The organism is Brevibacillus brevis (assembly GCF_001039275.2).
GTDB classification, from domain to species: domain Bacteria; phylum Bacillota; class Bacilli; order Brevibacillales; family Brevibacillaceae; genus Brevibacillus; species Brevibacillus brevis_C.
Genome location: NZ_CP030117.1, coordinates 587,236 through 603,203, shown reverse-complemented (window position 1 = coordinate 603,203; position 15,968 = coordinate 587,236). Strand labels below are relative to the sequence as shown.

11 protein-coding genes are annotated in these 15,968 nt (G+C 47.2%); all 11 read right to left on the bottom strand.

The window, feature by feature from the left end:
* Positions 1-21: 21 nt before the first annotated feature.
* Positions 22-1,422, bottom strand: coding sequence for an exopolysaccharide Pel transporter PelG (pelG, locus tag AB432_RS03380; RefSeq protein ID WP_048031022.1), 1,401 nt, complete (start codon positions 1,420-1,422; stop codon positions 22-24).
* A 5-nt stretch (positions 1,423-1,427) separates the two neighbouring features.
* The gene (gene pelF / locus AB432_RS03375; RefSeq protein ID WP_048031021.1) at positions 1,428-2,834 is read right to left on the bottom strand and encodes a GT4 family glycosyltransferase PelF; all 1,407 of its coding nucleotides are present in this window, start codon (positions 2,832-2,834) and stop codon (positions 1,428-1,430) included.
* A 3-nt stretch (positions 2,835-2,837) separates the two neighbouring features.
* On the bottom strand, positions 2,838-4,661 hold the full coding sequence (locus tag AB432_RS03370) for a DUF2194 domain-containing protein (RefSeq protein ID WP_048031020.1): 1,824 nt from the start codon (positions 4,659-4,661) through the stop codon (positions 2,838-2,840).
* Positions 4,662-4,741: 80 nt separating this feature from the next.
* Positions 4,742-5,740 (bottom strand): hypothetical protein, encoded by a 999-nt coding sequence (locus tag AB432_RS03365; protein WP_048031018.1) that lies wholly within the window; start codon positions 5,738-5,740, stop codon positions 4,742-4,744.
* A complete protein-coding gene (locus tag AB432_RS03360) occupies positions 5,733-7,937 on the bottom strand; it encodes an NAD-dependent epimerase/dehydratase family protein (protein WP_048031016.1) in 2,205 nt (734 codons plus the stop codon). Before AB432_RS03360 ends, AB432_RS03365 begins: the two co-directional genes overlap by 8 nt.
* Positions 7,934-8,353 carry a response regulator gene (locus AB432_RS03355; protein WP_048031013.1) on the bottom strand — a complete coding sequence of 140 codons (420 nt, stop codon included), beginning with the start codon at positions 8,351-8,353 and terminating at the stop codon, positions 7,934-7,936. The genes AB432_RS03360 and AB432_RS03355 overlap by 4 nt, the downstream gene beginning before the upstream one ends.
* 289 nt (positions 8,354-8,642) lie before the next feature.
* On the bottom strand, positions 8,643-10,907 hold the full coding sequence (locus AB432_RS03350; protein ID WP_048031011.1) for a cellulose biosynthesis cyclic di-GMP-binding regulatory protein BcsB: 2,265 nt from the start codon (positions 10,905-10,907) through the stop codon (positions 8,643-8,645).
* A 3-nt stretch (positions 10,908-10,910) separates the two neighbouring features.
* A complete protein-coding gene (locus tag AB432_RS03345) occupies positions 10,911-12,197 on the bottom strand; it encodes a glycosyltransferase family 2 protein (protein ID WP_048031009.1) in 1,287 nt (428 codons plus the stop codon).
* Positions 12,190-13,977 (bottom strand): polysaccharide deacetylase family protein, encoded by a 1,788-nt coding sequence (locus AB432_RS03340; protein WP_048031007.1) that lies wholly within the window; start codon positions 13,975-13,977, stop codon positions 12,190-12,192. Before AB432_RS03340 ends, AB432_RS03345 begins: the two co-directional genes overlap by 8 nt.
* A complete protein-coding gene (locus AB432_RS03335; protein WP_048031005.1) occupies positions 13,943-14,812 on the bottom strand; it encodes a GGDEF domain-containing protein in 870 nt (289 codons plus the stop codon). The genes AB432_RS03340 and AB432_RS03335 overlap by 35 nt, the downstream gene beginning before the upstream one ends.
* The gene (locus AB432_RS03330) at positions 14,793-15,845 is read right to left on the bottom strand and encodes a glycosyl hydrolase family 8 (protein WP_048031003.1); all 1,053 of its coding nucleotides are present in this window, start codon (positions 15,843-15,845) and stop codon (positions 14,793-14,795) included. The genes AB432_RS03335 and AB432_RS03330 overlap by 20 nt, the downstream gene beginning before the upstream one ends.
* Between the last annotated feature and the right edge of the window lie 123 nt (positions 15,846-15,968).

Here is a 15,968-nt window from a genome sequence, read left to right as displayed (position 1 = left end):
CCCCAATCCATCAGTCCCCATCTATTCCATTCGCTTTCCTTTGACAAAGAGCGGCTGTAGGCAATAGGTGTAATAATCGATATTTTTCAAGTAATAGATCAGCCTGCCGAGACCGGCTACCAGCGCAAGAAACGAAGCCATAAAAAATGAAAAACCGTAGTTCTGAAGGGGCAGCATCGCTATGGTGATGACAACCGTACTGATGAGAAATAAGGTCGTCACCGCAAGCGCTCCCTTCCGATCGTCAAAATAGAGCAACATCAGCACGATCACAAACATAACAGCGTACAAGTATCCCGCGATAACCAGGATGTTGTACCGCTCCATCTGCTCGGACGTAAAACCGATGTGCGGAAGCAGCGTAATTCCCAGAGCCAATGCAACGAAGGAAAAGAACAGCTGCACTTCCATCATGAAGCTAAGTTCTTGCATCAACGTTTGGACCATGTCTGTTTTTGCCCGCTTGATATCCTGCACCGAGCCTGTGCCCAATATCGTCCCGTAATACGCCCGATACTTCTCATAAAAAGCGGTCTCCACTGATACAACAAACATGACCATGGTAGGCAGTATGCTCAAGGAGGCATAGAACGCAGGCACGTCATAAAATGGCGCAATCACGTATGTATTCGCCACGACTTCTTGAAGCGGACTCCCCAGCCAGTAAATAAAATGGTGTACATAGAAGCCGAGAGAGCAAAAGAGACCCACCCCCAGCAGGCTTGGGTATTTTTTCACGTACTTCAGGAAATCAAAGTAGTTCCTCTCCCGCTTTGGAAAATAGCTCTCCAGATGAACCATCGACAGAACGATCATTGTAAAAAAGCCAAGATCCAAAGAAATCAGCATTGCGATTCCTTTTTCCAATTCAGTCAGATTCAACAGCAGAAACGCAGCCAGAAGCGTAACGGCAACAGCCGCCAAATACCCGCGAATAATGCGCATATAATCCTTTAATGCGGACAAATAGGCGGATTGCAGCCATACGACAATCAGTTCCACAAAAAGAAGGTAGGCTACGAGCTTAAAGCCAGACGGCAAAGGTGCAAGCCAGTAAAAAGCACCGCCGAGAATTCCCCCCAAGCCCAGGCATACAGCGATAACTCCATACAAAGACGCAATGATGTCGTTGTACTCGCGCAAGTAAATTTTGTCTGCAATATAGCGAGAAATGACCATGGAAAAACCGCAGGTAATTAACAGCGAAAACACGAATGCATAAACGACAGCGGCTAAAAAAGACATCCGCTCCAAATAACTGACATTCAATTGAAGCAGGATTTGCTGTAGCACCGTGATCATGACCATACAAATCAGCATCGGTCCGACTGTGACCAGCGAAGAAAATGCATACGCCTTCACACTGGACAAATACCCTTTATTCCGAAACATTTTCTTCAGTTCAAAGCCAATGCCCGCCATGTTTCTTACACCTCGTATTTCCGATACATATTGCGATATCCCGCCAAGAAGTTCTCATGTGTGTAAATAGCTGACACTCTCTGGAATCCGCATCTGCCCATACGCCGTCTCAATGGTTCGTTTTGAGACAATGTAATGATCGCTTGGGCAATTTGGGTAAAATGCATAACGGGTACCGTTATCCCTGCGTTGCCATAGTTGTCACCATTTCCGTACAACAATTCCCGACAGCTTCCCACGTCCGTTGTGACGAAGGGCTTTCTGCATGCCATCCCTTCCAAAATAACGAGCGGTTGGCCTTCACTGATGCTGGTCAAAACAAGCATGTCCATTTTTCCGAGATGCTCTTTCACATTGACCGCACCTGTAAACGTAACATCCTCCAGTTGCAGGCTGTCGACCAATTGCAGGCATTCTGTGTAGTACTCCTCGTCTTCATCCGTCGGGCCCATGATAACAAAGGTTGCGTGTGGCACTTGTTCTTTGACGAGCCCGAAGCTTTGCAGCATTGTTTTAATATCCTTGATAGGTACGACGCGGACGACAGCGCCAATGGTAATTGTGTCGTTCTTTTTTTCCTCCACGATGTCAGCATAATCACTCACTTTTACACCGTTCGGGATCACTGAGACTTTGGAAGGATCACAGCCTAGCTCGATCTGAATTTCCTTGTTTCGCTCAAACAATGTGATTACCTCATCCGCGTAGGAGTAAGCACATGCAGAAAGATTATGGAAATAATCAATCCAAATATCTTTAAAGTGACCCTTGATCCAGTTTGCCTTGATAATTTCTTCTTCCCGCTCGCGGGTATAAATTCCATGCTCCGTCAGCAAAAACGGCTTCGCATGCAGATACTTCCCGAGACTCCCTGCTACACCGCCATATCCTGTACAAACACTGTGATACAAATCCGCTTGCGGCATGCCGTTTTGAATGATCAGACATAGCGGCAACACCATCGAGCGAATCATCCAGATCATTTCGGTAAAAGGAATTTGCGGGTATTTTTGCTCGCAAAGACGTTGAATGACCTCGAAAAAGTCCTTGCTCGTTAGCAACTCGGCTACGGATGGCACCTTACTCCCCGACAACACGGAAAACAGAGCATGCCAGTCGCCTTTGCTGCCATCGAGCAACGAAAGCAACGCTTGCTGCTCATCCTCAGTCAGACCCAGACGCTTGCCCGGTGCAGCCTCTTCTTTCAGATAGGCATCCAGAAATACCTCTTTGATTTCCACCACATTCGGGGGGAGCTGGTAGACGTATTTCCCCCTGTTTTTCTCTTCTGCACCAATCGCATAAATGATAAACTCATGCTCTGGCATGCTAGCGATTAAGGAATGAATCCAGCTAGAGACTCCCCCTGTAATATAAGGGTAAGATCCTTCGGCAATCAGACAAATTTTCATCGCTTACTCTTCCAGTCCTATTTCAAATTTTGCACCCGTTGCATGCACGAGATAGACGCCTTCCTCTATTTTTTCTACTGTGCAATTGACCAAGCTCGTCATTTTTTTGTTTGTCCGCAAGATGTAATACATTTCTTCGGAGAAATTGTTCATGTAGCCTGTCATTTTTTTATCCGTATGCGAGATATATACATCCGTCTGCATATAGCTCTCAAGACCTGCTGCCGCATCGGAAGCAGTCTGGCTACGCAGCCATGGATACTGCTGGTAAAGTTCTTCCATCATGAGTTGGAAGTCTTTTACCAATTCCGACCACGACTTGTTATTGCTTCTCTCCTTGTCCAACACATCGTCTGGGTGAACAAAATGAGAAAAAACACCGATGGATGTGATCGCATTCGTTATGTACCAATCATGAATGTCTGTGCGACTGTATCCTGAGGTAATACGCGGCAGCTCTACAATGCCATCTTCGGCCACGGAAAACTCCTGAATGTATTCGTGCATGCTATCTGATTCCGCATACAAGGAGGCAATGACTCTCAGATCAGGGAAAGACTTTTTCAGCGCTCGACGCCCTTCCTCTCCCAACACGTTGGAAGGCGGGACATACACCTGTATGTCATATGACGAGAAGACCTTCTTGATATAATTGTCCAGATACGTTAGTGACTCAGCCATACTTGCTTCATCAGGCCAAGCCTTATACTCGTAATGGCTCGCCGTCGCTTGATCGGTAACCAGTGATTGATGATTGTATCCGTGGATGCCCAATTCGCCACCTAATTTCAACAAATCCCTGCCGTACGTAATCAAATTGTTCGAATCCGTTCCTTCCTCATCAGTGAAGGGCGGGGCAACTCGGTTATTGTAGGTTTTGATAATAGCTCCCGTGTAGGTCACATCGTAATCGGCAGCAAGCCTGATCATGTCCGGCCACCACACATCCCGATAGAAGCTGGGAATATCTTTGCGGTACTCGCGGTAAATACTCGGCTCGATCCCCTGTCGAAAAGGGGCCGGAAAATCGTCAATATACATGATTTTCATATTGAAAATGGGGTACATGAAATCTTGATTCAATAAACTGATGCCACCAGCAATCAGTCCTCTGTTCATTGCAGATTGCATATTCGTCCCGTTATAGACCATGACCTTTCCCTGTCCATACCGAGTCTCCCATAGCAACGGCATATTGTCGGCAGAAACTGCGTGAACCTTCGCTTGCCTATCCAGCTCTACGGGAATCGAGGAATTAACAATGGAATCTGCGCCGATTTTTGCATCTTCTCCTTGAATCAAGAGATTGGATGTCATCTGAATGCCGTTTGTCACGATAGGGAGATTGATGGAATTGATCCCTAGTTTTCGGTATATGCGGTACAAGCTGTCATTGTATTCAGGCGTACGTGAAAAGAACACATTTCCACCATTGTGCGCATATTGCATCAACCCATCGAGATTGGCTAGCATGCCCAGATTTTCTATGGTGACAAAGACCGTCATGTATTGTGGATCAGGCTGCGAGAACTGCTTAACGTCAGCGAGATCGTACTCCTTTTTCATATACCGCAGCACTTGCTCCACATTCCTCGCGATTGCCATGCTGCTCTCATCCTTGGGATCATGCAGAATGAGGAATTTCTCCCTTACTAGCTTGGCGATTTCCTCTTGACTGATCGCGTTTTGCTTCGGCTCGTCAGTCTGCACTCCCGAGTTTTCTGACTTATTACTGCTCACCTGAAGGATGAACTGAGATCGGGTAGCTTCTATGGTGATCCCCAGAATCGCCACAAAGATCAGAATGATGTAGATGTTTTTTTTCACGGGAATATCGTTGGACCTCGACTTGCTCCATTCTCTGTCATTTTCCCTGTCTCTTTTCCTTCTCCTGAACCTTGTCATTCTCATTTTGTATCGCTCATCTCTTTCAGATTCGTACCTATTTCCTGTGCAACAGCGACTTCCTCCCAATCGCCGTCTTGCTCATCGTCATGCCAATGCTCAATACTCTTGTCTTGCTCATCGTTCCAGTAGCGAATCATCATCAGCGTAGCGTGGGAGATTTTAACCGACGAGCTTTTTAACCGATTCATTTCTGCCACAAAACCTGCGTAGTCTCTGATCGTAAAGAAGCGCTTAAGCGACATGACATATGGCTGCTCGCTTTCCGGATGATACTCATGAAACAAATGACAGTATTGTGCGGCTTTTTCATAGGACTGGTTCACCAGCTCGCAATTGATTTTGTCCACAAAATAGCTTTCTTCTTCCTGATAAATGTCCAATAATGACTCCAAAACAAACGAATACGTGTAGCTGTATTTCACAAAGGTGCGTTGATCAATGAGTGAACTGTCCAGATACTTCTTCAATACGTCTGCGTAGGCGCGTAAAACCTCAAGATCCTGCTTGTTCTCCTCGTATTTCACTGATAAATCCTGCAATTGGAGCTGAAGGTTGCGACGCATTTCCGTTAGAGCGGCTGCCGCGTAGTGGACCGTTTCCGAATCCTCGTTTTGCAAGGCTGTCTCCAATGTGCCGATCTGCCAAATGGTCTGCTCTTTCAAGACATCGATCAGCATCTTTCGGCGCGTGCTCGTGTCGTTCAAAAACAAAATGTCCTCCACAGGTACGATGTTCATTTCCTTTTCCAAGTCCGCTCTTCGGAAAATATTCGATCCCTCAGCTAGTTTCAGCAAATCGCTTTCTAGCATCAGTTCATTCGCATTCTTTTTCGATGTTCGTTTGTACACATCCGTAATCCCCAATAACAGGAGGCCAAAAATGGGAAGAAAGCCAGCAACAAGCATTCGCATTATAAGCACCTGCTTGTTTTTGCCGCGGCTTTGCATCCAACTGTAACCAACAGACACCAAGACATGGAGGAGGACTAGATTAAGCATAGACGCCATCCTTCAGGGAGAAGCGATCCTGGTCTTTCTCCTGCACAATTCTCGATGCAATACCGAGTCTACCAAGTCTATCAATCACGATATTGGCTTCTTCCTCGTTGGAATTGGAGAGAATGATATAGACATCTCCTGCTTCGTCCATTCCCATATAATCTGCTTCGCGAAGAGAACTGGCGATATAGGCAGAAAGAGTATGATGGTCCATTTGCGCTGAATCCACTGCCAAAAGGGTAAAGTCAGTGTTCAACTGTTGCTTGGCATCCCTTTTGTTCTTCACCATTGCTGAAAAATAAGCAGGAATCAGGATAGAGGTATCTTCAAGATATCGGTCCTTTTGTGTAGAGTTTAAGTATCGGAGAGAACGGGACAAAGCGGATGAGATCAATTGAACGGCGACTTGGAAGAGGTTTTGGGTGTACATTGTAAAATTTTCAAATCCGAGCTGTTGCAATGTGACCACCGCGACCATTTTTCCCTTGTCAAAAATAGGAGCTGCTATAAGGGGCATGTCGTGACGTAGCTCTTTATTCACGATGATCTTCTTCATTGTCATTAATTCAGTAAGATAAGCATGCTCACTCATTTTCAATGATCGTGGCAGATCAAAGCCCGCTTTATTCGATTTGGCCATCAATCGCAAGAAAGAGCCATTTTGATTCATCGTATAAATAGCGATCTCATCGGACTTCATGATTCTTTCCAGTACCTTGACCGATTTCTGCAATACCCGTTCAGGCTCGAGGCTGTCCAGCTCTTTGGTGATGTTGTAGATTTTTCCAAAGCTGTCTTCCGAATTCACGATCTGCTGCTGTAATTCTTGCTTGACCAACAGTACATCATTGTAAATGTCCTTTAAAAAATCGTACTTTTCTTCAATGGCCTGCCTTTGCAGCTCCTTTGACAGTACGTCCCTGTTTCGTTTGTCGATCGAATAACCAACAGCAATCCCGATAATAAAATAGACAGCGATATGAAACAGAACATTCGCGTCATATAAGAGCGATACGACATCGCGTCCATTATGCAGGCTTTCTCCGATGAAAAGTCCACAAGCAAGGATAACAGACAAGAGGGATTGCTTCGTTCCGTAAATGGCGCCAATCAACACGATGTAAATCAGCTTGAGATCAAAGACACCGCTATTAACCGTTCCAACTGTGGCGAAAATCACCAGAACGAAAGCAAGAATGTTCTCTATGTACGGCCTTGCATCCCATGAACGGAACCAAAGGATCGTTTTCTTCGCTTCGCTCTCTTGCTCTTGTTCTTTCTCTGCGATGGTCTCTTGATACCACTGCGCCGTTTTTTCCAGCCCCTCCGCTAATGAATACATCGGGATCCAATCTAGCCTTCTCTTTGCCCGCGTATTATCCAAAACCGACTTATCTACGTCTCCTGGGCGTTTTTCCCTTCGTAAGATTCCCTGGAGAGGCTGGTTAGCCCCGAGAACGTCAATCAGCTCATTAATGCTGCTTTCCTGATTCGTAGACAAATTCATCACACCGGTATCATCCGCGGTAACGGAACGGAAAATAGCATCAGCTACATCCTCTACATAAATAAAATCTCTCGTTTGGCTGCCATCCCCATGCAAAACTATTTCTTTCCCATTGTTGATCTGGGTTAAAAAAGTAGAGATAACGCCGCCTTCCCCTACTGAACTTTGTCTGGGGCCGTACACATTCGCCAAGCGAAAGGCTACCGTTCGCAAACCGTACATTTCCGTCCATTTGCGGCAATACATTTCGCCGATATGCTTGTTTATTCCATAAACAGATACCGGATCACACGCTGAATCTTCGAGTAACGGTGTATTTTCATTCATGCCGTAAACGGCGGCTGATGACGCAAAAATAAATTTGGACACACCATATTTGCTCGATAGCTTCAGCATATTCACGAGTCCAAGAATGTTCGTATTCGAATCCAGCAGGGGGTCCTCCATGGATGCAGCAACACTCACTTGGGCCGCTAAATGTATGACGACATCGAACTTGTTGCTCTTAAATACTTCATCACATTTTTTATCCGCTACATCCAGCTCGTATGCCTTATGCGGAAATGTGACATTCTTCTGATTGCCTGAGCTGAGATTGTCGAGGATGAAAACTTTATACCCTTCCTTATAAAATCTCTCCCCGACAAAAGAACCGATGAACCCATAACCACCTGTGATCAAAACTTTCATACTAACACCTCAGCTATTTGTTTCACATGTCTATCCCTACGACGAATATCTACCCCTGTTCCCAGCACTTTTTGGACAGCCCATTCGATTCGCTCCAGCTGCAGCGGCTTCGCGATGAAATCCCGCGCACCTGCCTGAATCGCCTTAATGACGGTATCGTGCCTAGACACTGCTGAGCAAATAATGATCTTGGCATCCTTATCCAACTCCATGATTTTGCGTGAAGCAGTTAAACCGTTCATGCCGGGCATGGTAATATCCATCGTGACGAGTGATGGTTTGTACAAGCAGTAATTTCTAACAGCCTCCTCTCCCGAAGCAGCTTCCGCAACGACATGCAGTCCTAATGTCTCAAATATGCTGCGCAGCACATGTCTCGTAAACGCCGTATCATCAACAATCAGAATGCTATTCATCCAAAACGCTATCTCCCATCCTATCCAACCATACCTTTCGGACTATTTTATTATAGTAATATATTCCTATTTTCACTACCAACCAAAGTTACTGTCTCGTAACTTTTATTTCCATAGGCATAAAGACCTCCGACATGTAGCTTTACCTAGTCTACTAGGGTCATCTCAACAATTTCTGAACAAAAATCAAAAGACAATCAGATGTCTCCGTTCCCCCGTTATTTAAAAAGAAAAACAGGGACAGTTACCTATGCGGCATCTGATCCCTGTTTTTCTTCATGTTTTTACACTATTTTCGTCTACGAGACTTTTCTTTCTCTTTTTTCAACAAGCGAATAAAGATCACCAATACAATCAGGAATACCACCAAAATCACTCCGATTAACCAGAGCGGGATATTGCCTACTACCTCATTTATGCCTTTTGTCTGTTTCTCTTCATGATCTTCGAGCTGAATAGAGAGAACCTCGTTTGATTTGCTCATCACAACAATTTGCCCATCTTCGTTGGAATTCTTCAGATATTCAAGTAGATCAGCATGAAGGAAGGTTCCCTGACTAGCCTTACTCTTGTCTGCGGATTGGAAAACACTCAACGTCCGCTCTTGATTCCAGATCGAGGGCTGGACCCAGGCCACATAACGGCTCGTCTCGTTAATGACGTGGTATTGGTTCAACTGCTTGGCCTCATTGATCAAAAGCTGTCCCTGAACCTTCTGCAAACTCGGGTACTGCTCAATATCCCCCATTGCAATCACATTGTACGAGGCGATCTCCTGCAAGGCCTTCTCGTTCAGCGGTTCCTGGAAAATAACGAAGGAGCTTCCCTTCTGATTGCTTACCTCCGACAGCATATTATTCATTAGCATCGAAAACTGGGACAAATAGGAACCTGTCCATTTTTCCGGCAGCAGGAAGGCGGTGTCCTTCAATCCTGCATCCTGCACATAAGGAGCGGGCCAGTATCGGAAGCTGCGCTGTGCAGGTACCTCGTGTGGCACGTTCAGGCTACTTTCCTTATCCACAAACACCCAACGTCCCATGTTGTTCTCAGGCGCGCACACATCCCCCTTCTGGTTCATCGAAGCCGAGAAAGAGACCGTCAGAGCATGATTCGCCTCTTTGATGACAGACTGTGAAATGGGAATACTCACGTGGTAGTTATCGTTATCGTCCACTGCTTTCAACTGCTGGAGCATGACCGTATAAGGTACGCCATTTACCGTTACAGTCAACTGGTGCTGTGGCTTATCTTCCCCTTCGTACTTTTGCATGAGCAGTGGGGAAATCTTCAGTTTCAAATCAAGCGTGACATCCCCGGTAATCTTCCAATGAGACGGAATTTTCAAGGTCACCTGCTCGGTACGGCTGCTTCCGTGCTCAAGCATCACATGCGAATATCCGCCTGAAGCCAACGACAGAGAAATCGGACTTTGCTCTGCTGCCTGTACACGGGGAACCTGCTTGACAGTCAGTTGATTCCCTGCCAACTGCTTGTTCATTTCCTTATCTGTCAGCAGATGAATCGTCTCGGCAAAGTTTGTCTCCTTGCCTCTCGACACCAAGAGCATGAGCTTGGCCTCAGCAGATTGATTCACTCTCATCTGATAGTAATCGAGCCCCAGCTTTTGTTCCCTGGTTGCAATCCCCTGTTCAGCAACCAGTGTTTTAAGCGGGCCAGTCCAGCCTTCCGGATTGCCGAGCGCGATGACGTGTCCCAATTCTCCCTTTGCTTTCCACTCGCTCTCTGTCATGATCGGGATCGGGCGTTTCGTAGCTGTCTGGGCAGACAAGGATGTGGCTACCTTCAGTGCGGCTGCTACCACATCTTGATCGGCGGCATCAGGAACGACGATCTTGGTAAACACTTCAGTCGAATTGCCCGGCTCTACAAACGGTACCGGGTACTCTCTCAACAGATCGGCAGACGAGGTTACGGCCTGCGTATCCAGAAAAGCAAAGGAGCTTTTATCGATTTTTACCCAGTTCGCAGGATCGTTCTGATCGTCGCAAATGTTGTCGGTGAGCAGGCTATGCTTGGTGATGGTAATTTTGTGGAAGCCGAGCGCCGTCTCGTCCGCTCCCAGCGGTATTCTGATTTTCCCTTGCTGGGCAGTCTCCTTGGTTAAAAACACGCTTTTCAACGGCTTGTCGTCGACACTTACCGTCAAAGTAGAACGTGTGCCGTTCAGCAGCTCGGAGTGACTAAATGAGATTTCCAGATAGTTGTTGCTTCCAATGGTTGCACGCGGAACACTGTAGAAGTAAGCAAAGGACTCGTTGACCCCATCCAATGTGACCGGTTCGCTCGTAAAACGCAAAACAGTTCCTGGTGTCTTGTCAATTCCATTGGATGCGTATGTCGTTTTTGCTTGCTTGGCTAGGTTTGAAAAGGTAAACACAGCTTGGCGTATCGCCTGTCCCGATGGCGCAGTTGCCCCGGCTTGTGTCGGTGCTGTCGTACCTTGAGCGTAGATCGTACCCACGCCTTGCCCAAAAAGGAGGGCGGTTACGGTCAATAGCGCAAACGCCGGTTTCCAATTGTTTCTCTTCATGTTTTACACCTGTCTTTCTACTGGCGGTGCGGACTTCTTATCTGCCGCGAAACGCTCTGTCTTATACCATTTAAGCTCCTGTCGAAATACAACCCGCTTGAACTCCAGGTACAAGGCATAGACGACCAGGACAATCCAGAGCTGCGAGTACGTAAAATACATCAACAATACAATCAAGAAGTTTTTTACATTCAATTCAGTCCGTTCAATACTAAGTGCGATCATTACTTCCGTGACGTACAGGAAATAAGCCAAAATCCAGAGAATCATAGCGACAATGCCTACCTGCAAATGCAAATCAACGAACATATTCGTCACAAAAAGTACATCCGATACGATTACACCCATAAAGAACAGGAAATAGGTGAAGAAGAAGTAGATCAAATCAAACATGATGCTTTTCTTTCGCAAAGAGAAAATTCTCCACATGAACTTCAGCACAACGTACTGATTCCCTCGCGCCCATCGCGTCCTTTGCTTCCACCACACCTTCCAGCTTTCAGGCTCCTGCTCCCAGGTGATCGCCGCCGGGAAGAAACGAATATAGTAGCCCTCATTGTAGACACGGATCGTCAGCTCGGTGTCTTCCGCGAGAGCTTTTTCATCCCAGCCACCCAGTTCCTCAACCAGGCTGCGGCGAATGGCAAAGTTGGTCCCCGGAATCGTCGTCACCCGGAACCAGAAAAATCGTCCTGCCTGCGCCATCCATTGGAAGCAGATCGTCTCGATGTTGATAAAACGGGTAAGCAAATTCGTGGCGGCGTTGACCACCCTGAACTTGCCAACAACAGCCCCTGCCTTTGGGTCGTTTAACAGTGCCAGAACGAGGTAGTAGACGGCTTTGCGCTCTGGCGTATTATCAGCGTCATAGACCACGATGACGTCTCCTGTGGAATGAGCCAAGCCCTGGTTAAGCGCACCCGATTTTCCTTTTCCGGCATGAGGAGGCTTGGTGTGGACCACCTTCACGTACGGGTATTTGCTGGCGTATTTATCGGCGATTTCCCCCGTGCGATCACGCGAGTTGTCATTGATGACGACAATCTCCAGCTTATCTTTCGGATAATCCAACCTCAGCATCGCCTTGATGGTCCGTTCGATGACGACTTCCTCATTGTGAGCGGGGATCAGGACGCTTACCTTTGGCAGCGGATGCTGGTTTTTTTCCCACTCTGGAATAGGGCGTCTATATCGCAGGTAGTGAAAATACCCACCCTGCATCAAGAACATATGGTACAAGAGCATAATCCAGATGACAGACAGGGAGAGATAAAATAAAGCATTAGCCATCGAGATCACGCTCCATAAATAGTTGTTTGCGCAGGTTAGCCCGATTGCGCCACGTATACAGCATAAACAGCATGACCATGACAGACACGAGTCCGGCAATGCCCCATAGCACGAGCTGTACCCACCCATTTTCACGCAGGAAATCGTGAAGATTTTGGTAAATATCCGTAATCTTCAACGTCGTACCCTGCTCTTCTAAAGACTCGGCGAGGATAGTTGGCTCACTGGCTTCCTGACCGCTATCCAGACTGATTTCCTGTCCACTCAGCCCGCGGACGTCTATCCACTTCACATCAGGCAGGGTTTCCACGTAGGCAATCATTTCTTTTAAAGGCTTTACTCCTAAATATGGGTGAAAAAACATGCTGACCATGCCATCTCGTACAAAGCTGACTTCTCTGTATTTGTCCTTGATATCCTGCATCGGGGTAGAAGAGGAGGGATCATAATACCCGATTGTTTCCGGCAGGAGGGTCATTCCGTGCAAAAAGGCCGGCTTCGACACAAAAGGAGGTGCTCCCATGTGTACCCAGTCCCTGTCATTAAACTGAAGCTGGCCAAGGACATAAGGAAAGTAGCGAGCCATGACCTCGTACCCTTTTTGGCTCATCGTGTAGTGCGGAGCTTCAAAAGCGACAGGAGCAAGCCCCAACTCGGTCAGTTCCTTGATTCCTGTCTCCATGCGTGTCTGTATATAATGCTCCTCATATTCTTTCAGCGACTGCTGATAAGTCTCATACTCGGCCTGAGATGCGAACGCATATCTTTTCTTCAAAGGCGTCTCATCTTCCGGAGCTTTGGAGATTGGCGTATTGTTTTCAATGTCCCAAAACTCAGACCCTTCCCCTGTTTCTGAATTGCGATAGTGGTGCATGTATCCGTGCAATACGATGCTTGCTCCTCTTTTTTGCAATTCCCGCAGCACCTTGAGCATCTCTGGGCGATCCTTCAGATGGACCATCTCGTGCGTCTCGGAGTTTTCGTACACCGGGATAAGCGCAATGACGAAAGGAATCCCCTTGTCTGCTAAATAACTCCCCGCCTCCCAGACCAGCTTCGGATCAGAGTGAGGGTGTACATCCTCCAGACGGATCAACGCGTAACGCCCCGCGTCATGCGGCTGCTTGAAAACCTCGTGCAGTGCTTCTGACACAAAGAGGGAGAAGGGCGAAGTGAAATTTGAGCTGGCAAAATACGCTGTCTTTCCGTACTGAACCATCAGCGGGTATGTATACATCCCCTTCCAGCCCTCAAGCAAAACATCTCCTTTAGATAGCGAGACATGCCCCACCAAATAGTTGTCATTCAGCAGGACTTGGTCAACACCCTTAGGCTTTGATACCTTCTGGATATCCACCTGTCCGTTCACCTGGAAAAAGGAAAACCGCGCTCCCAACTGCTCCACGTTTTTGCCAAGCGCAAGCCAGGTGCCAGGAAAGCGTTGCATGATTTGCCTCGAAGAACTGCTTAAATCTTTCGAGATGCTACCGTAATAGACGAGGTGTGTGACTCCATCCAAATCTCGCTCGGTCAATACCTCATCCGCCACATAGGTGAGCTTTGAGCTGTAATGTCCCAGCACCATGTCAAGCATGCGCACTTCATCCGTCAAGGCTCCGTCTTGGGTCGAGTAGACAATCAGTACCTCTGGCTCTTGTCCCGCTCCCTCCGCAGCGTACAGCTTATCCCCTGTTCCAGTCAGCAGCAAGAGCACCATGAGCATAGACACGACTATGCGGCAGCGATTATTGAATGTATTGTTCCAGCTCTTGTTTGGCACGTTGCACCATCTCCAAATGGTCACTTACATCTTCTGCGTAATGACTGATTCCAAACCCGATCGTCAGTGTGACCTGCTTTTTGTCATTCTCCAAATTGTGGACGGATAGGAGCCTTTCGATCTTTTTGACGACTACTTCCGCCCCTTCCTCATGGCTGTTGCTCAAAATAACAGCGAAAGTTCCTGAGCCCTGCTCCCCGCGGTCGAGACGAAACTTGCGGTCTGTCAATCGCGTGTTGTTGCGTAGAATGGTTGAGAGCGAGCTGAGCAGATAATCTCCCTCCTTGGGTCCGTACAAGCGATAGAAGGAATCGAGATACAGGACTTCAATGAGCATCAGCGAAAAAGGGATGCCTGTCCGGCGAGAGCGGCTATATTCTTCTTCCAAATCAAAGAGTAGTCGTTTCTCATTGGAAAAACCCGTCACTTCATCGATCGTCACCAGCTCATCAAACTTCCCAGCCATCTCCTGATGCTCGGCCACTGTCTGCCTCACCAAGCGATGGATCAAGCCGGTCAGAACGGCAGCACCGAGAAAGAGTCCCATCCAGATGACGATGTCAGAGAAAGAAAAGGAAATCGTCCATCCGGCATACATACCCCAAATCATCATACTGCCAAAAGCGAACAAGCTGATCAGGGAGAGCCCCAGGCTAGCCAACAGCCCAAAAATGATACCCGTCAGGCTAATGACCAGTGTCCAGACCAACAGTAAGGCTGGAACCAGCGGCAGAGCAGGCATACCCACCGCGAACAGGGCGAGCATAATGATGAAAAGCAAAAACAACACTTGATAGCTGATAAATTTACTGTTTTTACTGAAGCGTTCCCTCATTGAACAGCCTCCTTTCTGCGAGCAGTGGAAGCAGATTGTCAAACGAATGCGTGTCCATCTGACTCGTGTCCACGTAACCGCCATAGAACTCGCTTTCTGGACGCCGAATCTGCTGACGAACCATCCGTTCATATAAATCACGGGCAAACGTGTAATCCTTAAGCTCGCTTGCTGTCAAAATCGCCAAGCTGTACACGGCTGGAGACTCGTACGTTACCAGCGGTTTCTTGGTACTGGCATCGTATCTGCCATACAATAGTCCATTACGCGCAAACTCATCTTTGAGAAACGCCCACAGCTCTGGAGATGATATGCCTACTTGTGCGCGATGGTAGCCGATGTACAACTGGTCGATCAGATTCACTTCCTGATGATAGACATACTCCTTGCTGCCCAACTGATAAGAAAATGGAAAAAAACCGTTTTGGGTCGGCAACGTGTTCAGAAAGGAATGTACTTGATTGCTCAATTCTTTGCTCACCTGTTGATGCTTCTCCATCAATTGAACGGCAGCAGCATTCAAATAGGAGAGTGTCAGGGAATCACTGGCTACCTTATAATGGCGATCGTAAAAATCGACCAGCAGTCCCTCTCGACTCTGGTTCTTCACGATGCTTTGTCCAACTTCATTGGCCAATTGAATATAGGTCTCGTCTCCCCATTTTTCGCCTGCCATGTAAAGAGCTTCTGCGATCCTCAGGTCATCTACCAATGCATTGGTCGCGACTGGAGTCTCATTCTCTCCACCCGCTTTCCAGGCAATCCAACCATCCTGATAATCATAGGCTTTCAAGACCTCTACATTCTGAGCGAAGAGGGATTGATCCCCTTTTTCCACTGCGTACAGCATCCACAGACCCAGCGATTCCGAAAGGGTCTCTGTCCCTTTTGCAACATTCGGGTCATTAGATGTAGCGGGCTTCATATTCGTTTTCAAGGTCAGATCGTCGTTCGTCAAATGCTCCTTGATAAAGAGCTCGCCCGGCAAAAGCCTGACGTATTTGGAGCCAATGGTATTCTGTTCCGTTTTCATGGCAGACGGCACCCCCTGAAAAAAACATCCGCTCAAGATGAGGACAAGTAGGGAGACTGCTATAATGGGAAAGCGAAAATCTTTCAACATGCTCACGCCTTTTTAACATAAGTTTCTATCTCG